26 protein-coding genes and 1 pseudogene are annotated in these 23,374 nt (G+C 60.9%); 10 read left to right on the top strand and 17 right to left on the bottom strand.

Annotation, left to right across the window (positions count from 1 at the left end):
* Positions 1-274: 274 nt before the first annotated feature.
* The 3 genes from NKI58_RS29785 to NKI58_RS29775 all read right to left on the bottom strand — a co-directional run bounded on the left by NKI58_RS29785 (position 275) and on the right by NKI58_RS29775 (position 2,444).
* On the bottom strand, positions 275-568 hold the full coding sequence (locus NKI58_RS29785) for a hypothetical protein (protein WP_352843855.1): 294 nt from the start codon (positions 566-568) through the stop codon (positions 275-277).
* 483 nt (positions 569-1,051) lie between these two features.
* Positions 1,052-1,408 (bottom strand): hypothetical protein, encoded by a 357-nt coding sequence (locus NKI58_RS29780; RefSeq protein WP_352854133.1) that lies wholly within the window; start codon positions 1,406-1,408, stop codon positions 1,052-1,054.
* A gap of 682 nt (positions 1,409-2,090) precedes the next feature.
* Positions 2,091-2,444 carry a hypothetical protein gene (locus NKI58_RS29775; RefSeq protein ID WP_352854131.1) on the bottom strand — a complete coding sequence of 118 codons (354 nt, stop codon included), beginning with the start codon at positions 2,442-2,444 and terminating at the stop codon, positions 2,091-2,093.
* Between the two features lie 176 nt (positions 2,445-2,620).
* On the opposite strand from NKI58_RS29775, the gene NKI58_RS29770 reads away from it, so the two are divergent.
* Together NKI58_RS29770 and NKI58_RS29765 are read left to right on the top strand one after the other, a co-directional pair.
* Positions 2,621-2,923, top strand: coding sequence for a hypothetical protein (locus NKI58_RS29770; protein WP_352854129.1), 303 nt, complete (start codon positions 2,621-2,623; stop codon positions 2,921-2,923).
* On the top strand, positions 2,910-3,098 hold the full coding sequence (locus NKI58_RS29765; protein WP_352503331.1) for a hypothetical protein: 189 nt from the start codon (positions 2,910-2,912) through the stop codon (positions 3,096-3,098). Before NKI58_RS29770 ends, NKI58_RS29765 begins: the two co-directional genes overlap by 14 nt.
* Positions 3,099-3,414: 316 nt before the next feature.
* Here the strand turns inward: NKI58_RS29765 and NKI58_RS29760 are convergent, their stop codons facing one another.
* Positions 3,415-3,852: a KTSC domain-containing protein gene (locus tag NKI58_RS29760; RefSeq protein WP_352854127.1), complete on the bottom strand. Its 438-nt coding sequence runs from the start codon at positions 3,850-3,852 to the stop codon at positions 3,415-3,417.
* 282 nt (positions 3,853-4,134) lie between these two features.
* Here NKI58_RS29760 and NKI58_RS29755 point away from each other — a divergent pair, with 282 nt between their 5' ends.
* Together NKI58_RS29755 and NKI58_RS29750 are read left to right on the top strand one after the other, a co-directional pair.
* Positions 4,135-4,644 (top strand): ferritin-like domain-containing protein, encoded by a 510-nt coding sequence (locus tag NKI58_RS29755; protein WP_352594625.1) that lies wholly within the window; start codon positions 4,135-4,137, stop codon positions 4,642-4,644.
* A 474-nt stretch (positions 4,645-5,118) separates the two neighbouring features.
* Entirely contained in the window at positions 5,119-6,651 is a 1,533-nt protein-coding gene (locus tag NKI58_RS29750; protein ID WP_352594623.1) for a hypothetical protein, read from the top strand.
* 933 nt (positions 6,652-7,584) lie between these two features.
* Here NKI58_RS29750 and NKI58_RS29745 read toward each other — a convergent pair.
* The 8 genes and pseudogenes from NKI58_RS29745 to NKI58_RS29710 form a co-directional block, all read right to left on the bottom strand.
* Positions 7,585-7,767 carry a hypothetical protein gene (locus NKI58_RS29745; protein WP_352854124.1) on the bottom strand — a complete coding sequence of 61 codons (183 nt, stop codon included), beginning with the start codon at positions 7,765-7,767 and terminating at the stop codon, positions 7,585-7,587.
* Between the two features lie 393 nt (positions 7,768-8,160).
* Positions 8,161-8,544 carry a hypothetical protein gene (locus NKI58_RS29740; protein ID WP_352643334.1) on the bottom strand — a complete coding sequence of 128 codons (384 nt, stop codon included), beginning with the start codon at positions 8,542-8,544 and terminating at the stop codon, positions 8,161-8,163.
* Between the two features lie 443 nt (positions 8,545-8,987).
* Entirely contained in the window at positions 8,988-9,758 is a 771-nt protein-coding gene (locus NKI58_RS29735) for a hypothetical protein (protein ID WP_352643332.1), read from the bottom strand.
* Entirely contained in the window at positions 9,755-10,624 is an 870-nt protein-coding gene (locus NKI58_RS29730) for a hypothetical protein (RefSeq protein WP_352854122.1), read from the bottom strand. The genes NKI58_RS29735 and NKI58_RS29730 overlap by 4 nt, the downstream gene beginning before the upstream one ends.
* Positions 10,621-11,016 (bottom strand): phage holin family protein, encoded by a 396-nt coding sequence (locus tag NKI58_RS29725; protein ID WP_352594613.1) that lies wholly within the window; start codon positions 11,014-11,016, stop codon positions 10,621-10,623. Before NKI58_RS29725 ends, NKI58_RS29730 begins: the two co-directional genes overlap by 4 nt.
* 4 nt (positions 11,017-11,020) lie before the next feature.
* Positions 11,021-11,536, bottom strand: coding sequence for a hypothetical protein (locus NKI58_RS29720; RefSeq protein ID WP_352854136.1), 516 nt, complete (start codon positions 11,534-11,536; stop codon positions 11,021-11,023).
* Between the two features lie 73 nt (positions 11,537-11,609).
* A pseudogene (locus tag NKI58_RS35645) lies at positions 11,610-12,171 on the bottom strand (transposase); the annotation flags it as partial.
* Positions 12,172-12,233: 62 nt separating this feature from the next.
* A complete protein-coding gene (locus NKI58_RS29710) occupies positions 12,234-13,274 on the bottom strand; it encodes a YihY/virulence factor BrkB family protein (RefSeq protein ID WP_352643326.1) in 1,041 nt (346 codons plus the stop codon).
* A 249-nt stretch (positions 13,275-13,523) separates the two neighbouring features.
* On the opposite strand from NKI58_RS29710, the gene NKI58_RS29705 reads away from it, so the two are divergent.
* From NKI58_RS29705 to NKI58_RS29695, 3 genes are all read left to right on the top strand, one after another.
* Positions 13,524-14,189 carry an alpha/beta fold hydrolase gene (locus NKI58_RS29705; protein ID WP_352854120.1) on the top strand — a complete coding sequence of 222 codons (666 nt, stop codon included), beginning with the start codon at positions 13,524-13,526 and terminating at the stop codon, positions 14,187-14,189.
* On the top strand, positions 14,167-14,607 hold the full coding sequence (locus tag NKI58_RS29700) for a hypothetical protein (RefSeq protein ID WP_352708776.1): 441 nt from the start codon (positions 14,167-14,169) through the stop codon (positions 14,605-14,607). Before NKI58_RS29705 ends, NKI58_RS29700 begins: the two co-directional genes overlap by 23 nt.
* An 86-nt stretch (positions 14,608-14,693) precedes the next feature.
* The gene (locus NKI58_RS29695) at positions 14,694-15,272 is read left to right on the top strand and encodes a methyltransferase (RefSeq protein ID WP_352594603.1); all 579 of its coding nucleotides are present in this window, start codon (positions 14,694-14,696) and stop codon (positions 15,270-15,272) included.
* A gap of 220 nt (positions 15,273-15,492) precedes the next feature.
* Here NKI58_RS29695 and NKI58_RS29690 read toward each other — a convergent pair whose 3' ends face one another.
* The 5 genes from NKI58_RS29690 to NKI58_RS29670 form a co-directional block, all read right to left on the bottom strand.
* Positions 15,493-16,080 carry an alpha/beta hydrolase fold domain-containing protein gene (locus NKI58_RS29690; RefSeq protein WP_352843846.1) on the bottom strand — a complete coding sequence of 196 codons (588 nt, stop codon included), beginning with the start codon at positions 16,078-16,080 and terminating at the stop codon, positions 15,493-15,495.
* Positions 16,081-16,311: 231 nt separating this feature from the next.
* Positions 16,312-17,592, bottom strand: coding sequence for a 3-oxo-tetronate kinase (gene otnK / locus NKI58_RS29685; protein WP_352594601.1), 1,281 nt, complete (start codon positions 17,590-17,592; stop codon positions 16,312-16,314).
* On the bottom strand, positions 17,589-18,401 hold the full coding sequence (gene otnI, locus NKI58_RS29680) for a 2-oxo-tetronate isomerase (RefSeq protein ID WP_352643371.1): 813 nt from the start codon (positions 18,399-18,401) through the stop codon (positions 17,589-17,591). Before otnI ends, otnK begins: the two co-directional genes overlap by 4 nt.
* A gap of 16 nt (positions 18,402-18,417) precedes the next feature.
* Positions 18,418-19,365, bottom strand: coding sequence for an L-threonate dehydrogenase (gene ltnD, locus NKI58_RS29675; protein ID WP_352843854.1), 948 nt, complete (start codon positions 19,363-19,365; stop codon positions 18,418-18,420).
* A gap of 29 nt (positions 19,366-19,394) precedes the next feature.
* Positions 19,395-20,708 carry an MFS transporter gene (locus NKI58_RS29670; RefSeq protein WP_352843845.1) on the bottom strand — a complete coding sequence of 438 codons (1,314 nt, stop codon included), beginning with the start codon at positions 20,706-20,708 and terminating at the stop codon, positions 19,395-19,397.
* A gap of 246 nt (positions 20,709-20,954) precedes the next feature.
* Between NKI58_RS29670 and NKI58_RS29665 the strand changes: the two genes are divergently transcribed.
* The 3 genes from NKI58_RS29665 to NKI58_RS29655 all read left to right on the top strand — a co-directional run bounded on the left by NKI58_RS29665 (position 20,955) and on the right by NKI58_RS29655 (position 23,229).
* Positions 20,955-21,932 (top strand): LacI family DNA-binding transcriptional regulator, encoded by a 978-nt coding sequence (locus NKI58_RS29665; protein ID WP_352708783.1) that lies wholly within the window; start codon positions 20,955-20,957, stop codon positions 21,930-21,932.
* Positions 21,929-22,594 carry a 3-oxo-tetronate 4-phosphate decarboxylase gene (gene otnC, locus NKI58_RS29660; RefSeq protein ID WP_352594593.1) on the top strand — a complete coding sequence of 222 codons (666 nt, stop codon included), beginning with the start codon at positions 21,929-21,931 and terminating at the stop codon, positions 22,592-22,594. Before NKI58_RS29665 ends, otnC begins: the two co-directional genes overlap by 4 nt.
* Before the next feature lie 191 nt (positions 22,595-22,785).
* Positions 22,786-23,229, top strand: a complete 444-nt coding sequence (locus tag NKI58_RS29655) for a hypothetical protein (RefSeq protein ID WP_502897023.1) — start codon at positions 22,786-22,788, stop codon at positions 23,227-23,229.
* Positions 23,230-23,374 lie beyond the last annotated feature (145 nt).

Below are 23,374 nucleotides of genomic sequence, written 5' to 3'. Positions count from 1 at the left end.
TATCGAAATGCACGGCCTGCCGACATTGTCGATCAGGTAACGGACAAACGTCCGACAGGGTGGGCATCTGCGCGAGCGCAGGCATATATGGCCTACGAATGGAGCCGTGGTTCTACGACATCGGCTGTTTTTGCATCGAAAGCGACGGGCACACCGTGAATTATGGATGCCGCCGCCAATAGCTCCTCCTGGAGAGGACATAGGCTTCGGCGGCTCTTTCAACCGTGACGGTGTGAAAAGTGTTAGTGATGTGAGTTCCTCCCTGAAACCCAAATCAACACGATTTATGGCACCAATTCGGCCGCCTGCAAGAGTTTGTCCGATTCCGAACAGTTAGGCGGAGGCGAGGCCGAAGTGACTTTGCTCCTCGTCGCCGTAGGCACCATGTGTGAGTTGTATCATTCCAACCGGTCGACAATTGTGATCTCGCCGCGCCTGGCGTGAACCAGCCCCCGATACTCAGCATTTGGAGGGCGGTGGTAACGCCCGGGCGCCGAGTGCCAAGCATGGTCGCCAGAAACTCATGCGTCAGGTAAATCTTGTTTCCTTCGACCCGGTCTTGGACCATCAGCAACCAGCGGGCCAGCCGCTCCTCGATTTTGGAGTGGCCGTTGACCAGTGCCGTCCGGGACGACTGGATGAGGAACGCGTGGGCATAGCGAAGCAGTGACTCGCGAAGGAATTGGCTCTCTGCAATCGCAAGGCGAAGAGCTTAAACCGGGAAGATCCAGCCATTACCTGCGACTTGGATAGTACTTAATGTCTATTTTAGACAGTCGCCGCGACCTAACTTTTGATAACAGGTCAGGGTCGCGGGATGCCGAGCTGCTTGAAATACCGAGTTACGTCCGGATGCTCGCGATCGTCCCGCCTCAACCGCGCAAGCGCGTCATCATCGCCGACGAGCGCCATAGCCAAACCAGGAGCGTTATTCTCCACGGAGCACCGGGCATTGTCTGGTTGTGAAGACGGTGCTTGATCACCAGCCGCCTGAGTGTGTCTTCGCTTACGTTGTAGTCGTACCTGAACAGATCAATGGCCCTCTGGACCGTCATCGCCTCTGCCGTGGGATGTAGAGCGGCCGAAGCCGTTCGCCTGTTTCCGGCGCTGTTTTAACAGGGCGCGCATTGGTCATTCGGCCCATCGCGCTTTTCTGCGGCCCGCCGTTTCGCCCGACATCAGGGAACGATATCGCCCCCCATGTCTTTTGACATCGGAAGTTGCCAATGCCAGGCAGCGCATCCACCGGACCGAGCTCGCGCTTCAACGCACTGAAGAAATGCTGGCCGAAAATCTCGCGCTGTGCAGCAGGATACGAACTGCGGTCGAGGCCGCAGACCGCTTGGTGAAGATCGATCCCCCCAGCTTTGAAGGACGTCGCGCGGGTTGAACTGGGCCGGCGTTTCATTCGTCGCGACCTTCAGGCCACCGGCGCCACGACTCGCGCTCAAGCACGGCGGCAACCAGGTCGACAGACGGCGAGCGCGGCTCATCGTGCGCGGCCTGGTGCTCGGCGAGGAACCTGTCATACGCAGCTTGTCGATGAGGCCTACTTTGATCAATCGCAGGCCGTTCATGAGTTCCGCCGTTTTACAGGTCTGACACCCACGGAATTTTGCGAGCTGGCGAGACGGTCCGCTCACTTCTACGAGGTTGAGATCGCCGACTTTGGCTCGCACCAGTCAGTAGTGGGTTGAGCCCGCCAGGCAACGCGGCGGAAGCTCCGTTCCTCCGGAACCCACTGCAAGCCGGCCGCAAACGATCAACCCCGAAAACGTTTGTCCGATGTAGGGGTTCGAATCGCTCTAGCGCTATCGGCAATACGGCGCGTCGATCGAAATCACCTGTTAGCCTCTCCTCTGAGCGCGGCCGCAGCTCCCTTCAGCAAGATGCGGGAGCAGACGGATATCTATCTGACCGAAAGCAAACACAAGCCAGGCGTGCCCCACTGAAAGCACAAGCAAGCGCAAAGGTTCCTCGACTGATGCTCGGCTGGCGGCAACTTGCTCGCCAGCCGAGTTGAGTTCAGGCGGTGGTCAGGGGAGGCTGGCCAGCCACACTGGTGATTCCAACCTGTGCCGATGTACCAATCAGCAACCTTCGTCGGTCTTTTTCACCTGGCCTGGCGCGGCGGTGTTGGCTGTCGTGTCCTGCTGGCCAGGCGCCGCCTGCTGAGCGCTGCCAGTCTGCTGGCCGGGCGCGCAGTCTCTGGCCGAGTTCGGATTTGTGGTGCCGCTGGTGGTGGTCGTGTCGGTGCCCTGATCGCCGGACATGTTGGTCCCGCTGCTCGTCGTGCCGGTGCCCTGATCCGTCGTGCTGGGCATGGTCGTCGTGGTCGAGGTTCCGCTCGTTGAGGTTCCGCTCGAAGTTCCGCTGGTCGTCTGGGCAAAGGAAAGCCCGGCCGACAGCGCCAGCACGGCCGAAGTCAAAAGGATGCGTTTCATCTTCTTTCTCCTGTCTGAATGCGCGGGATGCGCCTGGCAAATTGAACAGGCAGACAGAAAGAGTGTTCCCCGATCAAGTTCAACTTTTGTAACTCTGGTCGTAGGTCAGCCTTAGGATGGCTGGCGTATATTAGAAGCCTCTTGAAGAAGACGCTGCCCGCACCAGAATCCATGGCATGGCTCGGAGAATAGGCATTGGTGACCAGGTGGCGATTACGGCCAGGGTTCTGACGCGGGTAACAGAGGACCGCGTAAGGGTCTCGATCCCAGGTTACGACTTCCCACATTCCATTATCGATCACACCAAGGTGAACCGAGGCCAGCAAATCGACCTAAAAGGCGAGGTCACGCGCATCGACGAGAACACTGTGACGATCGACCTCGGGCCATTGGTCCCGGTCGACCGTGAGAAGGTCCGGTTGGTGGAGAAGTATCGGCCGCCAAAACGACCAAAGGCACTTGCAGATGCCCCGGATTAGAACCGACAACATCGCGACCGGCTATGAGGGCAGGCCGCATGACGGGCCGGTCGAGGACGAGTCAAAGCACTTGGTCTACTGCCCAGTCTGCGGCCAAACGTTCGACGCGCGCGATCTTGGACAGGTGTTCCACCACGCTGAGCCGCAGCACGAGCCGCTTCCGGTCGAGCAATAGTCCAGCTAGTTGAGCTCCGGCGGCAGACCGACGTTGAGACCCTTCAGCGCGCCACCGACGTACGTTGTATGAGAAAAGGGTCCTGCGTGCACCGCGCCTTCCCCGCGCGCCGATGTTCCACCTGGACCGCAAAAAAGTCCCGCCGCACTGCCAGAACGGCGGGACCGATCAAACGCTTTGCACCAGGCGGGGGGATGCGGGGGGTTGGGCTTGCCAAGTGAGCGCGGACCGTAACCAACCCTAAGCGCAACAGTGGCAACGCGTCCACCAACCGCCGGTTGGAGCGACAGGACGATTGAGCCGCCGGCAGGTCAGGTCATCCCGGGTCGCTATCGCTCGCAACCACACGGTAGCGGAAATTGTTGCGGATGTGGTCGTTGAAATAGCGGCCCTTGGCGAACGCGGCCCGGAACGCGGCAAAGGTTTCCGGCGGTACCCCCTCAAACTCGTACCGCTTGCCGCTGGCGACGAACCACACCGAGAGGGTCCTTCTATCCAGATCATATTCCATCTTGCGGATCGATGTGGAGGGCATGACGGCGGCTCGATTCGAAAACCAATCAACGAGCGGAGAGGCCGTCGCGTTCCTTGTGACTGCGGTGGTGCGGTGAGGCACAAGGCTCAATGCGGAGCGCCAGCCGCCGCGATCAGCGCCTCGTCGAGAATCCACTTCAGCTTCGCCGAGCGCTGGTAGCTTCATCTGCTTGCCGTTCTTACTTGCCAGGAACGACATGCAGCGGTCGCAGTATGCCATGCGGGGACCTTCAATATGTCGCCGTATGTCGCCGCGTCGGATGGCCAGGAAGCGGCCAGTGCCAGTTGGACTTTGTAATGGAGCGGCGCAGCGGCGAGCGTCCACGGGCCGTTTTCCTTGCGCCGGTCTTCCGCGATCTTGGCGTTTCCCACGCATCGCTGCAGGATTTTCGCGAGGTGAATTGAGACCCGGCACGACTGTCAAGAGCCGTTCCGCGGGCTCTGCTCCGGAACAATGTCCTCTTCTGAAAGTTTTTTCCTTAGACCGCAAAGGAGATTCGAAATGTCAGAAAGCCGCGAATGGTTTGTCCAATGGCTTAGAGATGCTCATGCCATGGAAGAGCAGGCCGAAACGATGTTGAACGGGCAGTTGAGCCGTATCGAGAATTATCCCGAACTGAGCGACCGGATCCGACAGCACCTCGACGAAACGAAGCAGCAGGCTGCCCGGCTGAAGACCTGTCTCGATCAGATGGACGAGGGTTCATCCACGATGAAGGACGCTGGCGGTAAGCTGACGGCGATGGCGCAATCGCTGAGCGGCGTCTTCGCCGGAGACGAGGTGATGAAAGGATCGCTGGCGAGCTACACGTTCGAGCACATGGAAATCGCCTCCTACACGATCCTGATCGCCGCTGCTCGATCGCTCGGCGAAACCGAGGTCCTTCGGGCTTGCGAAGAGAATCTGCGAGAGGAAGTCGCGATGGCGGATTGGCTGAAAAGCCATCTTCCCTCCACGACCGAGCAGTTCCTTGCGCGGGCCGAAGCGGACAGCGACAGCGCCAAGCGGTGAGCGGGTCGGAACGTAGGATCGTGAACTGGGTGATGGGGATTCGTCCGCTAGCGAGTCCCCTTCGTGAACGCTGGGCGACGAACAAGGCTGACTGTAGCAGGCGGTCGTCGAACTGAGCATTTCGAGAAATTGCTACGACGAGCGACTTGCGGCGTAAAGCGTTCGTCTGCGCAAGCCTGGTCAAATACGCATGGCAATAGCCAGATCGGAAGGGCTAGCGCCGCGCTCGGCGAGATCAAGCTCGAATGGGCGTGTTAAAACGTTCGGAACGAGGTCGCGAGCGGAGATGCCCGAGAAAATGACTGAGCAGTTGCGTGGGCGGGCACCGACGAACGCCAAGCCGGATCGGAGAAAGTTCGTCCCGAGCGCGGACAGAGGGCGCCAGCGACGGGCAGAGGTCCCTGTCAGCCCAGCCCAACCAGGGAACTTACATGGAAAACTGGCGTTAATATCGCGCAATGCGGGAGCGTGCAGATGTTTTTGCTCGCAAAAGATACAATTAAGTTCAGCATTCTTGTGGCGCTTTCGGCCATATTCGTCGATGCGTCCATCGCGCACGGCCTGCTTTGGGAGAATGATCCATACTGGACCTATTGGATAACCAAGACTTTCCTGATCGCAACCGTCTTTCTATTTGGTACGGCTTTTCTCGGCATCGGGATCATTCCAGGCTTGGTCCTGACGGCGGTCCACACGCTCATTCTGGAGATTTACTATCAATGGCTTGCGCCCGTGGGGCTGCCGCAGGAACCCGAATGGCTCGACTTCAATCACCTGTGGATTACCGGCGTGCCGGTGCACTTCTTAGCGATCCTAGGTGGTTATCTGATGGCGCTGTGGCTTTGGCGGCGAAACCATGTTGTTGCTGAGACCGAACGTGGGGAGACGTGGCGGTTCGTTGTCTACGGGCTCGTTACTGCTGTGATCATCGTTGCGGCAGACGGTGTTTTGACCCAGACGGTGCTATTGCGCGACTTCCCAGGCATCACCTTCTTCGTCCAGCACCTTTTGATCAGCTTCGTTTTTGTCTGTGTCTGGACTGCTTACGCCGGTGCCGGCCGGCTGGGCTGGACCATCGGCGCGCTCATGCTCGCCTTCGTCTGGACCACTTACAGCATGTATCTGGGCCCACGTGGCCTGCCGCTCGATCAGCCTCATTATTCCGGCTACAGGGATCTTTGGTGGCTGTCGTTTCCAGGCGGTTTCGTTTCGGCACTTATCGGCTGGTGGGTCGGCGGTTGGCTGATGAAGAAGCGACGGGTAATCGGCCTGGCTGGGATCGGCACGCTAGCCGTCCTGCTGGGTGTCCCTGCCGAACCTGCCCACGCTCAATCGAGGGGCACCGACGGTTTGATCGCAACCGCACGGGCTTCAGGCGAGGGCATGCGGGTGACCGGGGCCGATCCGTACGCAATGAACAGCACCGTGCCTATGAACGGCACCATTGCAATCCAAACCGTGGAAATGGGCAACCGCTGGTCGCACGTTCAGAACACGGATGGTTTGCGAGTCTCGGCCGGGTTCACCTCCGGCGACGTCGCCTATACGGTCAGCATTGACAAGCCAATGCCGCGCCACCCGCTCGGAAAATATACGACATGGTCAGGCGTAGCGTATGAACACGAGATGCACGGCAACACTGGCATCGGCACGGGCAAGCTGCCGAAGGTACGGCCGGAAATCGCCCTTTGGGGCTGGGCACAGGTGAGCCGCAACGGGGAAGTGATCGCACGAGAAGCTCCTGCCCATGTCATGGTGATGACGAAGGGCCCCATCAAAGGCGTAATGCTCGAAATCGACACGGAGGACCAAGGCCTAATCGCAGAGCCGGATGGTTATATCAACGTGATGTGGCCGAAGGTCGAGGCGCTTCAAATGCCCGAGGGGCAGGAGCGGATACGACAGATCATCGGCTGGATCGCAATCGTCGGTTTCGTTGTCCTCTTCGGGGGCTTGGCCATTGTTGACCGGAACGACGTCTCGCGCGCACGGGCCAAAGAGCTCTGAAAGGTTGCCAAAGGCATTCGGGTCCACGGCGAAGCGCCAGCATCGCCGCCGGCTTGAGCTGCCAGTCGTCGCTCGACCACCGCCGAGCCAAACTGACTTTGCCTTTCATGGATTTTGCCGGACAAGGCGCGCCCGCCGCCATCCAGTTGTCGATTGACTCGTATGTCTCCTCCGCCGAGCTTGGCGCGGGATCCCGATCCGCTCCGGGGCCCAGCCGCAGGTAACCAATTTGTCGTCGCGCACATGCAGCGCCACATCCTGCAGGCTGCGCCCGCTATTGAGGGCGGGACCCTTGATCTGGGCGCAGATTTCCGGCGAGGACTTTTCATGGGAACTATCGGTATTCGAGTGGGCTGATCCGGCTGGGTCGGCTCGACGGCGGCATCGAGCCACGGCTGGTGCCAGGGAAGTTCGACCTCCACATCGAACTCATTCCCTGGCGATCCTCTCACACAGAGCAGACATGCTGGAAGCGATCCCGCGGTCCAATGCTTCGTAACGGTGCTTCGACGAAATTGGAGGCTCAGGGAGTCTCGAGTACATCTGCAGTTGGATGTAGCGACCGCCGAGAGCTACGCGGCTTGGAGCGCGGGCGTATCGTCTGTGAAGCGACCGGGTGCGTCGACTGGATCAACTCGCAGGTTTGGAGAAGCTTATGGCTTGGCAACTGCACGGCACGTCACCGGCAAACCGAGACGCGTTCTCTATCAAATACCCGAGCCCCATTCGCGGCAAGGTATTCCAGAAGCGTTCCTGAGGGTGGCGTGTGCCGGAATGAAGGGGTACGGGGGCTTCCCGCGAGCCAGTTATCCAATCCCCGCTCAAAAGTCTCTACCAAACATTTTGACCCATCATTGCACACGAAATCGCATGAGGGCGCGCCTGTCCTGCATGAATACTAGGGAACAATTCCGCTCGAGCGGGAGTTCGATCCTATTTCGCCGGCAGGCCCCAGCCGAGACCGCTCTCGAAGAAATAGACGGTGTCAATCGGGACCGAGGCCTGCTCCAGATGCGTCCTCAGTCCCAAGTGACGGGCTTCGAGGTGAGGCTGCAGCAACGCCAGATCCGGCGCGCTCAGGCGCCGCAACAGTTCGTTTTTGAACGAGGTTTCCATCTGCGCTGTCTCCCGATCGGGGCGGAAGCGCGATGGTCGCTCACAGCTGACGACGCCCAAACAAATTGTCGACAGTCAGGGAAAGTATACTAAAAGGCGGGGAGTCTCAAAAAGCTACTATGCTGACCAGAGAATCTCGTCAGTCTGGCGATCATCAAGATGCTGCTAACAAGCAGTCTCCGCCCTACCGGTCGAAGGTTGCCTTCCCAATCTGGTGTGCGCCTTTTGTCGAAGCATACGGCCCCAAACTGATTCATCCTCTGGGGAAGCCAAGCGGATATCGACGCTGCCTGAAAACTTACGCGCAAGCGCTCCACACTCTCGGGGCGGCGCTTTGTCGATCGCCCAGAGTAGCCAAGCACCCCTTCTCTATCCCATAGTATTCGTCTTCGCCTATTGCTCCGGAACGGCAGAGGTTTGCGGACGATTTCGTGCTGCTTCGGCAATTTCCGGGATGTATTTCGTCGCCGTGCAGCTTCGGTTCACATTGGCGCGTGCGTCGAATACCTCTTTCTCGCAGACCCGCTTGGCGAGCTCGATAGGCACATGAACTGCCAGAGGCACTTCTACCTCGGATATTCCAAGCTCCCTTGCGACCTGCTGTTTCACTTCGTGCCTGCCAAGCGAAACGTCGACGCCGACATCCTCGGCATCTTCGGTTGTCGATGATGCGCCTTGCCCCGGCAGATCTTGCTGCTCGGACTGAGCAAATGACTGCACGGCAAAGAGTTGCAACGCGAACACGGCGAGCGGCAAAATTCGTTGGAATACTCTCATGCCCGGCTCCTGCAAGTGCCTTTAACAACGGCAAAGTATTTGAAGCGTTCCAGAGGCGGGGATGCGCGCGCTCAGCGGCAGTCGAGGCGGGTTTTTTCTGTTGGCGTGGAACACGATATGGCGACCGTGGTTGCGTGCCGACAGCCGACTGTGCTGGCACATCGGAGTGTAGGAAGTTGGCTACCGAGAAAGAAAAACAAGCCAGAGACGTGTCAAACGGCTTTCGGCGGTTTCGCTGAAAGCCGTGACCGACCGGCCGACGATCATCATGCTCGAAGGGGTTGACCGCTTTGTCCGATCTTCTCCGCCGCGCGCATTGTCATCGCGCCGTTCGTGGTTCCAGAATATGCAATCCGATGGCTGAACTCGTCGGGACTCGATAAATGTGAGCGCGGCATCATACTTTGCCTTCAGGACGACTGTTTCTCTGCAATGACCTCTGTCTACGCTCTTCCAGTTCGGTCGGTGTCCATCTGCTCATTCAGACGTCGTTGATAGGCAAAGCCGACAGCCGCGGCGACTGCTAAACCTGCCGCCGCCAGAAGGAGTTTGTCCTCGGTATGCTCATCGCCCGATGCGTCTTGAACAGCTAACGAAGCTTCATCGAAGGGTGCGGATGCTCTTGCGGCAGTCTCGCCCTCGTGCGGCCCAACGCCGCTATGGCGGATACCCGCAGCCAGGCGTTCTGTCTTCTCTTTAACAGTTTCCTTGGCCACGCCGGTCAACTCGGCAGCCTCGCGTTTTATTTTACCAGCCGTTTCAAGAGCGAAATCACTGACGCTTTCCGCCAAATCACTAGATTGCTCCTTCAGGCGCTCCTTGGCGTACGATAGATGATCCACCTTCTGCTCGCCGGGTGGCCGGGCTGAATTGGTCCGCAATAAGCTGAACAATCCCGCTCCGACAAGTGCGGTTGCGATCGGCGGACGGCGGAGGAAACGCCACCCCAAACCGGCCCCAATCGCCAAAGCAGCGCTCGGATTGGCAGCCGCCTTTGCCTTGAGATCGTCAATAATCGCCTGCGCCACCGATTGCATTGAGGCTCTTGCTTTCTCCACTAGCGCATCCTTTGCCTCAAGCGCTTCGTGTTTCAAATCGTCGGTAAACTCGGAGAGCATGTTTGGCGACCGAAGTGTCGACAAGTCCTCGGCGAGCTTAGCCCGGGCGGCCTCAACTTCGTATTCAAGATGCTCAAGTTGCGGATCGGCCATCATAAATCTCTCTTGCCACCGGGGCGGGCAGGTTTGCTCGACCGAGGGTTGTCCGACCGCTGCGATTTGGCCGTTATTCCTTCCGAAGGGGTGGCGCTGCCCGGTTGCAGCTTGGCGGTGGATGGACCGCTCGATCCACTTGGGCTTGGCGAAGACGGCTGCACGGGTTCACTTGATTGCTCTTCTGATAAGGCGCTTCCAAAGGCGCCCGCAACGTCCCTTGCGACCTCCTTGAGGCCGTCCGAATTCAGCCCACGTTCCTCGGCTGCGCTCTTGAGCCGTTCGCCCGCCTTTGCTGTCGAAGACTTCAATCGGTCCCCAGCTTTTACCGTCAATCGCTCTCCTACTGGGCCGAGCGTGCGCCTCTCGACATCGCTGGCCGGTAAAGCAGCAGCTATAGCGGCACCGGCTGCGAAGCCGGCCAGGACAAAAGCCAATGGTTGTTCTTCCACCATGCGGCCAATCGTGTCCTGGAACGTTGATTGAGCTTGCTGCACCACGCGCCCTGACTTCTCGGATACGGTGCGACCGGCCTGTTCTGCGTATGCCGCGGCCGATGATGCGTAGTGACTTGCGGTTTCACTCACCTTCTCCCCAATGCCGGCTAAATTGTCGCGCATGGCCTCTGCTGTCTCGCTAGCCTCTTCCTGCGTTTTTGACGCCCCGCCGCTGGCGGTGCGTACGTGCGGAGCATTTTGGCGCCCGTTGGTTCCACGGGATTGCTCGCGATGCCCGGCACTTGAACCGCGGCTGCGCATTAGCAGCGCGCACCCTGCTGCGACGAGCAGAAGGCCTTCGGGATTGTTCCTAGCGGAGCTGAGAAGCCATTCTTTCGTTCCAAAATCCTGGACCTGTGAATTGCGGCTCATGTTAGTTGCTCCTTGGTTGTCGCAATATCCTGCTTTATCTGGCTTATGGAGTGTGTCGGCAGAAGTTCTTTTTGCGCATCAGCGCGGCCCCTATAGTAGGCGAAAGCAGCGGCAGCCGCCGTTGCGGCCGCGACGATCAGACACGACCAGTGCAGAGCTATCCCTAAGCTCGCGATTCCAAGTACGAGGGCTTGCATTAGAAGCAGAGCGGCGACCACTCCCAGCGCGCCAGCAGCAGACATCCACACACCTGCTTGGAGCTTCGTTGAGACGTTGGCGGACAGCTCCGCATGCGCCAGGCGCAACTCTTTCTGAAAGAGGTCCGCGACGTCCGCCAACACTGCCGACAGTGCTTGAGGGAGAGGCGAATTCTTCAGTTGTTCCTGTGCCATCAGATCAGTTCGCTCCCTGCCGCCTTTCCTTGATGGATTCTGGAGCGGGAGGCGCGCTCTTCAGTGTGCGGAATGTCAAAAAACCCGCTACGGCGGCCAGCCCAAACACCAAACCCGGCTTGCGCCTGGCCAAATCGGACGCTGCAAGAACCAGTTGATCGACGGATCTGTCTCGCAGGTCGTCTGCGTATCCATCAAGCCTATTCGCGAAGGTGCGCACGACCCCAGCGACTATCGGTGCATTTGTGTCGAGGTCCTCGGCCGCACGTTTGGTCGAGCTCGCCAGTTGGCCGATCACCTCGGCGCCGCTGCCGACCTGACGGTCCAACATCTCCTTCACCTGATTGGTCACGGTCGACGCGCCACCAGCGGCCGCCCGTTTGGCGGTTCCCGCTGCCCCTTGTGCTATGTCCGACGCTTTGGATAACGCGCCGCTTACGGTCGCTCCTATGTCTTCCGAGGTACCGTCACCAGCTCTTACCGCAGTCGGGGGACGCCGTTCAGAATTCCGGTTGTTCATGGTTTCCTCCATTCGAGGAGCAAACGGAGGTAAGGCCCGTTGGTTCCCAATGAGCGACTGGCTGGGGTGTCCAAGTTGCATTTTCCAACTCGGTGCGCGCATCGCGTGCCTTTGCATTCGGAATGACGAGTAGCTTGCGGGCGAGCGCAATGCGAATCACCACCTTTTCCTTTCCTGCCTGCTTCACTCTGATGGAAGGCGCCGGGGCGGGGACCATATCTGGCGACGGTGAGCGCGAGGAGGGAGAGGCTGGAGCGCGGACCTTCACGGCCGCCGCGCACCGGTCTTCGACCGCTGCGCCTGCCGCTGTCACTGGCGATCGGCGCCAAGCCTACGAGTTTGGCGATGGCCTTATTGGAAAGGGCGCCAATCTCGGGCAACTCGGCCATCAGGAGTATCGGGCGACACCCTTGACCGAACGGAAGACCTAATCGAGACAGGCCCACAGCGGGTCGTCGTCGATTAGCGAGGCGATCTCGCCCTTCAAGTCGGCGGCTCTGACGCTTGAGCAGAACAATGACCTCGTCGAGGCTGGCGAGGGGTTCGGCATCGGCGACGGCGCTTTTGCGTTGCTTCTGGATGGTGAGATCGCCAGTCACCTGGGCAAGCCGGGCGATCAGCGCCTTGAGCCGTTCTGGCCACGCTCCGCGGCGTTGGTTACAGCCGCTTGACGATGGGGTGCAAAGTGATCTGCGCGCTACGCGTTGCGCTCGTCAAAACGCGACTGCTGGTCGGCGGCATCGGCCGATCCGCCCAGCGTGTCGGCGACCGTGGCACCTCGCGCACCCATCGGCTGCTGCGCACCTGTGGTGGTGTCCATCGCTGTCTGATGCTCCATCTCGGAATTTAGCTCCGCACCTACAACCAGGATAATCACAGAAATCCAAGTCCACATCATCAAGCCGATGACTGCCCCAAGGGCTCCATACGTCGCGTTGTAGTTGGCGAAGTTTTCAAGATAGTAGGAGAATCCTATCGAGACTGCGATCCAGACCACAGCCGCGAGGAAGGCGCCCCATGTCGCCCATTTCCACTTTGCCCTTTCACGGCTGGGCCCGTAGCGGTAAATCAGCGTGGTCCCGACGCCAACCATGATGAGCATCATCGGCCACCGAAGGATCCGCACAAGGGCTTCGATCCAGCCGCCGAGGTTCAGCAGCGCAAGCACGGCCGGCACAATCCCCACCGAGACGATAAAGCCGATGCCAATGAGGATGGCGCCAAGTGTGAAGCCCAAGGCCAGGAGATTCAGGTGAATGAAGCCGCGCTTTTCTCTCTCCTCGTAGGCGATGTTCATGGCTTCGAATAGCGTCTTTATGCCGTTACTGGCGCTCCACAGTGTGACGGCAAGGCCGAAGATGAAGCCGAAGCTGAGCGCGCCAGTCTTCTGAGCGGCTAAGGACGCAAGCTGAGATCTGATGATATCCAGACCTCCCGAGGGCAGTACGCCGCCAAGGAACGCAACGTGCTCAGCGATGGTCTGAGGATCGGCGACGAAACCGTAGATGGACACGAAGGCGGCAAGCGCTGGAAAGAGGGCAAGAAGCAGATAGAATGCGGCCCCGGCCGCGATAAGCATAACACGGTCCTCGGTGAGCTCAGCGAAGACCCGCCACAGCACGTCCTTCCAGCCGCGGCCAGGAATCTCTGACGGCCATTCGGCATTGCGTCCGCGGCCCTCCGGGTCGGGCGGCCGCACTTTACCTTCGTAAGGGTCCTCGGTTGTTTTCTTCGACATAGCCGCCGGTCCGGAGCACCTTCGTCGCGGGGAAACGTATAATAGCGCCAAAGGATGCAGGTGCAGACCTGCGCTTGCAAAATAACATCCCGGCTTCAGAAACACTGGCGTCATCCCACTTGGACCTTCGGCTCCCATGCCCATCTGGCGGGGGATGCGACGGCTGAGCGTGCATGTTGTCGGGACGACGCAGCCCGATCTAAATCCTCATTGCGCTGGATCAGTTTTAGGACACCCGGGTTTCCAGCCATGATCTCACTCGCGCCTGAACATCAGTTCGTCAACGCCGGAAGCATTCGGCTTCATGTCGTTCAGGCCGGGCCTGCCGGGGGTAAGCCGGTCATGCTCCTGCACGGCTTCCCGGACTTCTGGATCGGCTGGAGACGGCAGATCGGTACGCTCGCTTCCGCCGGATATCGGGTCATCGTTCCCGACCAGAGGGGCTACAACACCAGCGACAAGCCAGAGGGCATCCGCGAGTACACGCTCCCCAAGCTCCTCGGCGATGTCGTCGCCCTGGCCGACGCGCTCGGCATCGGAAGGTTTCACGTCGTCGGCCATGACTGGGGCGGCATCGTCGCTTGGGCCGCCGGGGCAAAGTTGACTCATCGCCTGGACAAGCTCGTCATCCTGAATGCGCCACATCCCGAGGTGCTGTTTACCCATGCCCTACGATCTCCGACGCAGTTTCTGCGGAGCAGTTATGTGGTTTTCTTCCAGATCCCATTGCTGCCCGAAGCCGTTTTGGGTGCGCGCCGCTCGGCCTTGCTCGCACGAGCACTCATGACATCCAGCCGCGATGGTGGGGCAGTGATCCTCGCCCGGGCGGTTGACGACCCTGCGTTTTCCGATGAGGTGCTGGAACAGACGCGTGCCTGGATTTACGCAGGGCTTGATCAACAGTCAGCCAGCTAGTCACGGTTTCGACGTCGAATACCAACTGGGCACGTATATCGGTCTGGTCGACCATGCTACTTCAAACGCTCGTCGGTTCCGTGACAAACTTCTGATCGCCGGTCCTGGATCGTGGAAGGGATATGGTATGGTGGATTCTGATCGGATCGACAACCTGATCGCAGCGGTGCCCCCCGCCTTGGCGCTTCGCGCCGGGCTGGACCTCGGCATCTTCACCGGGCTCGGTGGCAGCGCGATGACTGCTGACAGCCTTGGGGCCGCGCCCTCTACGCGCTCGCCAGCATTGGTCTCCTCGAAGTCAAGGATGGTCAATTTCGCAACGGAGCCGAAGCGTCAGCCTTCCTCGACGCGTCCAAGCCGACATATCGCGCCGGCGATCATGCGCTCCTGCTCGAGCTCTGGCGAGCCGATCTACTGACCGCGGAGTCGCTGCGACAGAACCGGCCGGCTGCGCTGCACGACTTTTCCGAAGCGGGGCCCGAGGCCGCGGCGGCCTTCAGCCGCATGCTCGCACCGGGCGGGGTGATTTTTGGCCGACATCTGGCCCGGGCGATGGACCTCTCGGCGATCGGTTCGGTGATCGACATCGGCGGGGGCCGCGGGACCATTCTCGTCGGACTTCGCGAGCAGCGGCCGCAGATTGCGGCGACGCTGATGGAACTGCCAACGGTCGCAGCGGTCGCGCCAGATATCCTGTCAGAATACGGTGCCGACGACGTGGTTGTCGAAGAGGGGGACATAACCGTCGCGCCATCGATCGGTCGGCACGATCTGGCGATCCTGAAGGCCGTCGTCCAGGTCCTTCCGCCGGACCAGGCGCGCAGTTCGATCCTGAACGCGGCGCGTTGCCTAACACTCGGAGGCGAGATCGCAATTGCGGGGCCGGGCGTCGTCGATGACGACCGCCTTGGCCCGCCTGAGGGTGTCTTTCTGAATCTCACCTTCTTGAACCTCTACCGCCACGGTGAATCGTACACTGAAGGTCAATATCGCGCATGGATGACCGAGGCTGGATTCCGGGATATCTCCAGGTCGCGCCTGACGGACGGCTCCACGTTGTTTCGTGCGCGCCTCACGGGCTGATCGTGGCTGAACAGTTGGTTTTGGATCTCCGAGGCGCCCCGACCCTATCCGGGCAGCCCACAACCTCAGCGTCGAGAGCATTGCTTGTCCTGCGTCAACCCGGAGAGAGCCATATCTCGCGCGGTACGTCCCCGGGGCTGGTCGGCTTGTCGCGCCCTGTCGTGCGTTCCTTCAGCCGCGCGAGGTAGGCGCGGGCGGCTGACCTGTCGCGTGCGTCCGTTCAGCCGTCCTTGAGTGCTTCGTCCAGTGCCGTCGTCTGGGCGTTGACGAAGGCCCGGGAGATGGCGGCTTTCGCTTCGATGGAGTCGAAGTTGTGGTAGGCGCCGGGCACTACGTGCAGGGTGCTGGCGACGCCGGCCTGCTGCAGTCGCCGGGCGTAGGTGACGTCCTCGTCGTGGAACAGGTCGTTGGTGCCGACGCCGATCCATGCGGGCGGCAGGCCGGAGAGGTCGTCGTAGCGGGCCGGCGCGGCCAGCGGGGGCACGTTGCCGTCCGCGGTGGTGGGGCCGAGGTAGGAGCGCCAGCCGAACCGGTTGCTGGCCGGGCTCCAGAGGCGGAGCCGCCGCGGGTCGATGTCGGTGCGGGTGGTGGTCCGGTCATCCAGCATTGGGTAGGACAGCAGTTGCAGAACCGGATGGATCACGCCACGTTCCTTCGCCAGCAGCGCCAGCGCGGCGGCCAGACCGCCGCCGGCGCTGGCGGCACCGATGGCGATGCGTGCGGGGTCGATGTCGGGTAGCCCAGCTGCACCTGCGGCCCATGAGCAGGACGTCTGTGGACCGCATCTGGACGGCCGGCGATCGCGCATCTTTGATGCTTGGCGGCCGGCACATCCGCCCAGGCCGAGGCTGTCGCTCCCAACTTGCTTGCCGCTGAACTCTGTAGCACATTCAGACGGACCGTGTGCTTCGTCCGGAGGTGCCCCGCCGATCGTGAGGATGATCTGGACGTCAGCGGGCTGATCACCCACCGCGTCGGCATTCACTACAGGCTAGGGGGAGGTCCGACAAGCGGGACAGCCAATTGCGCGATTTGTCGCTTACGCAATGATGGCCAAGGCGTCCGCAAAGAAGCCTTCGCCACCGAAATTGCCTGATTTGAGGGCCAGCGCCATTTCGCCGTACTGAGTTCCCAATGTTCGCAACACGGGTACGCCCGCCGCGATTTCCGTGCCTAATTCGAACGCCGGAATCGCCAGGCGATCGACGACCGCGCCAGATGTCTCGCCACCGGCAACGACCAGCCTGCGGACTCCCAGCTCGACCAGCCCCCCTGCAATCATCGCGAGGGTGCGCTCGATAGTGTGGCCGGCCGCCTCCCGTCCATGGCGCTCCTGGAGCCTGGAAACCTCATCCGGGGGCGCGCTGCTGGAGATCAGAATAGGACCTTTGGTAAGGTGCTCCGTCGCCCAAGTGAGGGCACGTTCTACTGTCTCCGAAGGGTCGGTTACCAGCTTTTCCGGATCAAGCCTCAGTACAGGCATGGTCTGCTCGGCTTTGGCAATCTGCGCCAGCGTCGCCCGTGAGCAGCTGCCGGCAAGGCACGCTGCCGGACCTCCGATCGGTTGTTCACGAATGGTTACCCTTTGTTGGCGCCGTGCGGTGCCGGCGGCGATCAGGCCGCGAGCGAGGCCCAATCCCAGCCCGGACGCTCCGACCGACAGGCGCTGGGCTAACGCTGCCGTGCCGATTGCTTCGAGGTCCGTCTCGAAGACGGCGTCGGCAATAGCCGCTCCGGTCCCGCTGGTAGAAAGCAGCTCTAGTCTAGTGCGGATTGCATCCGCGCCCTGAGCAACTGTAGCGAGCTCGACAAGTCCAACTGCCGCGGTGCTCTGCCGAGCCAGCACGCGGACCAGATTGGCATCGCGCATGGGATTGAGAGGATGATCCCTGAGCGAGCTCTCATTCAGCGGAACCGCACCGACGAATAGATTGCCCTTGTAGACGGTGCGATCGGTTTCAGGAAAGGCCGGTGTTACAAGGACCGATGTTTCAAGGGCATCAGCGCGCAAGGCATCGAGAACCGGGCCGATATTGCCTGCATCGGTAGAATCGAAGGTCGAGCAGATCTTGTACATCACGTGCGCCGCGCCGCGGGTGCGGAGCCAATCTTGGGCAGCGCGGGCTCGTTCAACCGCATCAGATGCGCCAACCGAACGGATTTTCAGCGAGATGACGATAGCATCGACTTCGGGTAGCGGCAGGTCAGCCGATGGAATCCCGATGGTCTGAACCGTACGTAAGCCTTGTTTCGCCAGGGTGTTCGCCAAGTCTGACGCGCCGGTATAGTCGTCCGCTATGCAACCAAGGGCGAGGGTCATAGAAGAGATCCAACAGCTTTTGAGACCCGGTCCTGCTCCACGGCAAAGGAGGCGAACCAGCCGAGCCCGTCAAGCGTCTTGGCCTTGGGACGATATTCGCAGCCAACAAAACCGCCATAGCCCAGCCGGTCCAACTCCGCGAAGATGAATCGATCGTCAAGTTCTTCACAGGTGGGTTCGTGCCTAGAGGGCACGCTCGCGATCTGGATGTGGCCAATAATCGGCAACAGGCTCCGCAGAGCCATGGTGACATCCCCATGCAGGATCTGACGGTGGTAGATGTCGAACTGAAGCTTGAGATTGGGCAGCGCAAGGTCGTGGATCAGCCATTCCGCAAAGGCGAAATCGTTCAGAAAATAGCCCGGCATGTCGCGGCCATTGATCGGTTCGATCACCAGGTCCATGCCGCGATCCGCCAGTTTTTCGGCGGTCCAGGTCAACGCTTCTCGATAGGCATCGACGGCGCCCTTGTCCTCGCGCGAGCCGAGCCCGGACATCAGATGGAGGCGCTGTGCGGCGGTGGCTTCGGCGTAAGAGAGCGCGGTCTCCACGCCGGCCTTTAGCTCATCGAAGCGCTCGGGCAACGCGGCAAGGCCGCGTTCACCTGCGGCCCAATCGCCAGACGGGAGATTGAACAGGGCCTGGGTCAGACCGTTCCGCGCCAGGCGCTCGCCGATCGCTTCCGGCGTGTGCTCGTAAGGGAACAGGAACTCTACCGCCGTGAAGCCGGCGGCCGCGGCCGCTTCAAACCGGTCGAGGAATGGCCATTCGTTGAACATCATGGTCAGATTGGCGGCGAAGCGAGGCATGATCATGCGTTCCTGGTCAGGGTTGCGTTGTGCCGGGCAGATCGATGCCGGTGATGCGGGCGTAGACCCGGGCGACCGAGGCATCGTCGTCGCGTCCCATTCCGCCAGCCGACGTCATCAGGAACATCTGCAGCGCGGCGGCTGCAACCGGCACCGGGTATTTGGCGCTGCGGGCCATGTCCTGGATGATGCCGAGATCCTTGACGAAGATATCGACCGCGCTGCGCTGCGTGTAGTCTCCGTCGAGCACGTGCGGCATCCGGTTCTCGAACATCCAGGAGTTGCCGGCCGAGGCCGTAATCACCTCGTAGACCTTGCGGAGGTCTAGCCCCTGGCGGGCGGCAAACACGATGGCTTCGCTCGCTGCGGCGATATGTACGCCAGCGAGCAACTGATTAATCATCTTGAATGCGGCGCCGGTGCCCGGTTCGTCCCCCAGTTCATAGAGTTTGGCTGCCATGGCATCGAGCAACGGGCGCGCCTTTGCGAACGCGGCAGGGCTGCCGGACGCGAGAATGGTGAGGGCGCCTTCCGCGGCCCGGACCGAGCCGCCACTGATTGGCGCGTCGAGATAGAGCCGCCCCGTCTCTTCCAGGCGGGCCGCGAACTTGCGTGCGAGATCGGGGTCCATCGTGGCCGAGGAGACGAAGACCGCTCCTTCGGGCAGTGTCTCGCCAACGCCATGCTCACCAAAAAGGATGGCTTCGGTTTGTGCCGCGTTGACGACGACCGAAACCACGACATCCGCATCCTGAGCCGCCTGGGCGGGGGTCGAAGCACCCCGCCCGCCTTGGGCGACGAAACGCGTAACCGCAGCTTCATCGACGTCGAAGCCGGTCACCTCGAATGCTGCGCGCTGCAGCGACTGGGCCATCCCGAACCCCATCGAGCCGAGGCCGATCACGGCGACCCTGGTCGCTTTGGTCACCACGGGGTTTTCCCTTTGCACAGCCTGAACAGTCATCATGGAAACTCCATTTTCCGTCGGTGTCATCACTTGTTGACCAGCTTGGCGGGCGTCGTCAGCACCAGGATCGCGCCGGCCACGAGGATGGCGGCGAGCGCGTACATGGCGACGTGCGTCGTCCCGGTCAGGTCCTTGAGGTAGCCCACAAGGTAGGGACTGGCGAAGCCGGCCAGATTGCCTACCGAATTGATCAGCGCAATGCCCGCTGCGGCGCCGGTTCCCCCCAGAAAGGCTGTCGGCAAAGACCAGAAGAGCGGCGCGCAGGTGATTGCTCCAGCCGCTGCCAGCGACAGGAAGGCGATGGCGATCGTCGGGTTCGAGGACGTTGCGGCGACGATAAAGCCGACGGCTCCGAGCAGCGCCGGCACGACCAGGTGCCAGCGGCGCTCGCGGTGCCAGTCCGCGCTGCGACCGAACAGGTTCATGGTGACGACGGCACAGATGAATGGGATGGCGCTGATCAGCCCGATGTTGAGATTGCCGGTGACGCCGGTCGCCTTGACCAGGGTCGGCATCCAGAACGTCAGCCCGTATTGGCCCATCACGAAGCAGAAATAGATCAGGCACATCAGCCAGATGCGGCCGTCGCGGAATACCCCGGCGACCGAATGCGCTTCCTCCTTGCGGCGTTCCTCGCGCTCGATCTCTTCTTCGAGCACCCGCTTTTCCGCTTCGCTCAGCCACTTGGCGTCACGGATGCCATTGTCGAGGAAGAAGAAGACGGCGATGCCGAGCAGCACGGCGGGAACCGCCTCGATGAGGAACATCCACTGCCAGCCGGCAAGACCGCTATCGCCGTGGAACGAATCCATGATCCAGCCGGAAAGCGGGTTGCCGAAGATGCCGGATATCGGAATTGCGGACATGAAGACAGCGATGATCTTGGCGCGGCGGTGCGAAGGATACCAATAGGTCAGGAAAAGAATTATCCCCGGATAGAAGCCTGCCTCGGCAACGCCCAACAGGAAGCGCAGCAAATAGAACATCGGAGCCGATTCGACGAACATGAAGCCTGCCGAGATCAGACCCCAGGTGATCATGATGCGCGCGATCCACATGCGCGCACCAACCTTGTGCAGGATGATGTTGCTCGGCACCTCAAACAGAAAATAGCCGATGAAAAAGATGCCGGCGCCGAGGCCGTAGACCGTTTCGCTGAAGCCGAGTTCGGCGGACATGTCGAGCTTGGCGAAGCCGACATTGACGCGGTCTAGATAGGCGACGACGTAACACAGCATCAGAAACGGCACGATTCGCCAGAAGACCTTGCTGTAGGCGATTCTTCGGGTCTCGATTCCTGCCACTGTTTCAGCTCGCAGCGTTGGGGTGAGCACCGTCATTTCATTCCTCCCTGATTGAGGGCGTTCGTCGCCAGTTTCGCGCCACTCATCCTCACTTTTGGCAGCGCTTGCATTGACGGATAACATGGATTGGCAGCGCTGCCAACAGAAAAGTGGCAGCGCTGCCAAAAGTTTGTTGAGTTGGCCACTGCGACGTGCCAAAATGGGGCCAGACAGCTCAGAGGCGGCGGTGGATAGGGGCTCGGAAATGGTCGACCAAATAGCCGAGGGATGGGAGCGGTGCCGATGATTACCCTCACCGACGTCGCGCGCGCAGCCGGCGTTGGCGAGAGCACCGCCTCGCGCGTGCTACGGGGGCATGGATCCTTCTCGGCAAAGACGCGCGAGAGCGTTCTCAATGCCGCCACAAGCCTCGGCTATGTGCCGAACCGCATTGCCGGAACGCTGGCTTCCACCGGTTCCAGGCTCGTAGGGATTGTCATCCCCTCGCTCAGCAACATCGTCTTTCCGGACATGCTGCGGGGGGCGAACACAGTCCTCGTCGGCGCCGGCTTTCAACCCGTCATCGCGGTAACCGACTATGAATTAGGACGTGAGGAGAGCCTCATCGAGTCGCTGCTGAGCTGGCGCCCCGCCGGCGTCATGGTAGCGGGCCTCGAACACACCGAGCGCGCGGGCGCAATGCTGCGCAACTCTGGTATCCGCGTCGCCGAACTGCTCGATACCGACGGCGAGGGTATCGACATCGTCGTCGGCTTTTCCAACCGCGAGGCGGGACGCGCCACCGCGGGCCATCTGGTTTCGCGCGGCTACCGGCAGATCGGCTATGTCGGCCACGACCTTAACCGCGACCTGCGCGCCGCCAAGCGCTTCGCAGGATTTCGCTCGGCACTTGTCGAGGCAGGCCTCGATCTCGCCGGAGAAGAAATCATTCCTGCCTCGTCTTCGATCCAAGCTGGGCGCGACGGGCTGGCGCGCCTCCTGGAGTGCAGCACGAATTTGGACGCTGTCTACTTTTCCAACGACGACATGGCGATCGGCGGCTATTTCCACTGCCTCACCCGCGGCATCACCATCCCCGACCGGCTGGCGATCTTCGGCTATAATGGTCTCGACGTGGCGCGCAGCGCCCCGCAGCCGCTGTCGACTATTCTCACGCCCCGCGTCGCCATAGGGGAGATGGGCGCGCGGCTGGTGTGCTCTGACGGACCACCGACGGTGGTCGATCTCGGGTTCGAACTGGTCGAGGGAGACACGACATGACCGACGTGAGGTTGAGGGAAGAGATCTGCCGGTTCGGGCGTTCGCTGTTCGAGCGCGGTCTGACGCCGGGATCGTCAGGCAATATCAGCCTGCGGCTGGATGACGGCGGCTGGCTGGTCACGCCCACCAATGCTTCGCTGGGATTTCTCGATCCCGCCCGCATTGCCCGCCTCGACGCACAGGGAAAACTTGTCTCGGGCGATGCTCCGACCAAGGAAATTCCCTTGCACACGGCTCTCTATGAGACGCGGGCAGGGGCCCGCGCCATAGTTCATTTGCATTCGACCCATGCAGTGGCCATCACCATGCTGCCCGAAATCGATCCCAAGGCGGTATTGCCGCCGATGACGCCCTATTATCTGATGCGGGCCGGCCAGACGGCGCTGGTTCCCTACTTCCGCCCCGGAGACCCGGCTGTCGCGGATGCGATCAAGGGCCTTGCCGGACGCTACTCCTCAGTGCTGCTGGCAAACCACGGTCCCGTGGTCGCGGGCGTAACGCTCGAGGCGGCCGTATTCGCCACCGAAGAGCTGGAGGAGACTGCAAAACTCTATCTGCTGTTGCGCGGCCTAAACCCCCGCTACCTTTCGCCGGAGCAGGTCAGCGATCTCGTTCGGGTTTTTGGGCTGACTTTGCCGAGGCATGACGAGCATGGCCATTAAGCAAGCCGTCTTGTCGGATGCCGAGGATGGTTCGAGCGAGGTAGCGGGCCGAAAAATTCGCCCTCGAGTTCTGCATGGAGCACGACCTCAGATCATACATCTCATGGGGACAATTCTACTGCGGCCTGGCGCAAGTGCGCCATGGAGAACACCACAACGGACTCGACCTGATGCGAGCCGGGATGTCCGGCATGGACAAGATCAACTTTCGGATCCTTTGGACGGCTCATCTCGGCCACCTCGCCTGGGCGCTTGCGTCGGCGGGTAAAGTCGGGGAGGCGATGGACGTACTCTCGAAGGCATTCCGGGCCGTCGACCAGTACGGCGAGAAAGCGTACGAGGTGGAGCTTCACCGCCTCCGCGGCGACTTGCTCTGGCAAAGGGGCGCAGTCAAGGAAGCAGAGATCGAGTTCTGCAGAGCGGTTGAGATCGCGCGGGCTCAAAAGGCTAAGTCGTGGGAGCTCCGCGCCGCCACAAGCCTTGCACGGCTACACGCCGAGCGAGGAGATAAGGCTCAGGCCCTCGAAGTCCTCTCGCCGGTCCAATCTTGGTTTATCGAGGACTTCGACACAGCCGATCTACGGGCCGCCAGAACACTTCTCCACACTTTGGAGCTGGACGCTGGGGTTGGGTGAGCCAATTGCCGTGCGGTCGCAGCGCCAACTTTGGTCGCTCGGCTTGCCCTTGGCGAATGGCCCGTATGAGTCCGACTTCCGCTGTTCAGCCGCACAATGACTGGCAGCAAATGGCGCTCTGTGCTCGTTGCCGACGACCGATTCA

It is taken from the genome of Mesorhizobium sp. M0522, from assembly GCF_040321085.1.
In the GTDB taxonomy this organism is placed as follows: domain Bacteria; phylum Pseudomonadota; class Alphaproteobacteria; order Rhizobiales; family Rhizobiaceae; genus Mesorhizobium.
Note: the sequence above shows the minus strand (reverse complement) of the source record. Positions and strands in the feature narration are given on the sequence as shown.

Coding starts and splice junctions, on each gene's coding strand:
- NKI58_RS29785 (WP_352843855.1), bottom strand. CDS start 568: ATGGTCCAAGACCGGGTCGAAGGAAACAAGATTTACCTGACGCATGAG.
- NKI58_RS29780 (WP_352854133.1), bottom strand. CDS start 1,408: ATGAAACGCCGGCCCAGTTCAACCCGCGCGACGTCCTTCAAAGCTGGG.
- NKI58_RS29775 (WP_352854131.1), bottom strand. CDS start 2,444: ATGAAACGCATCCTTTTGACTTCGGCCGTGCTGGCGCTGTCGGCCGGG.
- NKI58_RS29770 (WP_352854129.1), top strand. CDS start 2,621: ATGGCTCGGAGAATAGGCATTGGTGACCAGGTGGCGATTACGGCCAGG.
- NKI58_RS29765 (WP_352503331.1), top strand. CDS start 2,910: ATGCCCCGGATTAGAACCGACAACATCGCGACCGGCTATGAGGGCAGG.
- NKI58_RS29760 (WP_352854127.1), bottom strand. CDS start 3,852: ATGGCATACTGCGACCGCTGCATGTCGTTCCTGGCAAGTAAGAACGGC.
- NKI58_RS29755 (WP_352594625.1), top strand. CDS start 4,135: ATGTCAGAAAGCCGCGAATGGTTTGTCCAATGGCTTAGAGATGCTCAT.
- NKI58_RS29750 (WP_352594623.1), top strand. CDS start 5,119: ATGTTTTTGCTCGCAAAAGATACAATTAAGTTCAGCATTCTTGTGGCG.
- NKI58_RS29745 (WP_352854124.1), bottom strand. CDS start 7,767: ATGGAAACCTCGTTCAAAAACGAACTGTTGCGGCGCCTGAGCGCGCCG.
- NKI58_RS29740 (WP_352643334.1), bottom strand. CDS start 8,544: ATGAGAGTATTCCAACGAATTTTGCCGCTCGCCGTGTTCGCGTTGCAA.
- NKI58_RS29735 (WP_352643332.1), bottom strand. CDS start 9,758: ATGATGGCCGATCCGCAACTTGAGCATCTTGAATACGAAGTTGAGGCC.
- NKI58_RS29730 (WP_352854122.1), bottom strand. CDS start 10,624: ATGAGCCGCAATTCACAGGTCCAGGATTTTGGAACGAAAGAATGGCTT.
- NKI58_RS29725 (WP_352594613.1), bottom strand. CDS start 11,016: ATGGCACAGGAACAACTGAAGAATTCGCCTCTCCCTCAAGCACTGTCG.
- NKI58_RS29720 (WP_352854136.1), bottom strand. CDS start 11,536: ATGAACAACCGGAATTCTGAACGGCGTCCCCCGACTGCGGTAAGAGCT.
- NKI58_RS29710 (WP_352643326.1), bottom strand. CDS start 13,274: ATGTCGAAGAAAACAACCGAGGACCCTTACGAAGGTAAAGTGCGGCCG.
- NKI58_RS29705 (WP_352854120.1), top strand. CDS start 13,524: ATGATCTCACTCGCGCCTGAACATCAGTTCGTCAACGCCGGAAGCATT.
- NKI58_RS29695 (WP_352594603.1), top strand. CDS start 14,694: ATGCTCGCACCGGGCGGGGTGATTTTTGGCCGACATCTGGCCCGGGCG.
- NKI58_RS29690 (WP_352843846.1), bottom strand. CDS start 16,080: ATGCGCGATCGCCGGCCGTCCAGATGCGGTCCACAGACGTCCTGCTCA.
- otnK (WP_352594601.1), bottom strand. CDS start 17,592: ATGACCCTCGCCCTTGGTTGCATAGCGGACGACTATACCGGCGCGTCA.
- otnI (WP_352643371.1), bottom strand. CDS start 18,401: ATGCCTCGCTTCGCCGCCAATCTGACCATGATGTTCAACGAATGGCCA.
- ltnD (WP_352843854.1), bottom strand. CDS start 19,365: ATGACTGTTCAGGCTGTGCAAAGGGAAAACCCCGTGGTGACCAAAGCG.
- NKI58_RS29670 (WP_352843845.1), bottom strand. CDS start 20,708: ATGACGGTGCTCACCCCAACGCTGCGAGCTGAAACAGTGGCAGGAATC.
- NKI58_RS29665 (WP_352708783.1), top strand. CDS start 20,955: ATGATTACCCTCACCGACGTCGCGCGCGCAGCCGGCGTTGGCGAGAGC.
- otnC (WP_352594593.1), top strand. CDS start 21,929: ATGACCGACGTGAGGTTGAGGGAAGAGATCTGCCGGTTCGGGCGTTCG.
- NKI58_RS29655 (WP_502897023.1), top strand. CDS start 22,786: ATGGACAAGATCAACTTTCGGATCCTTTGGACGGCTCATCTCGGCCAC.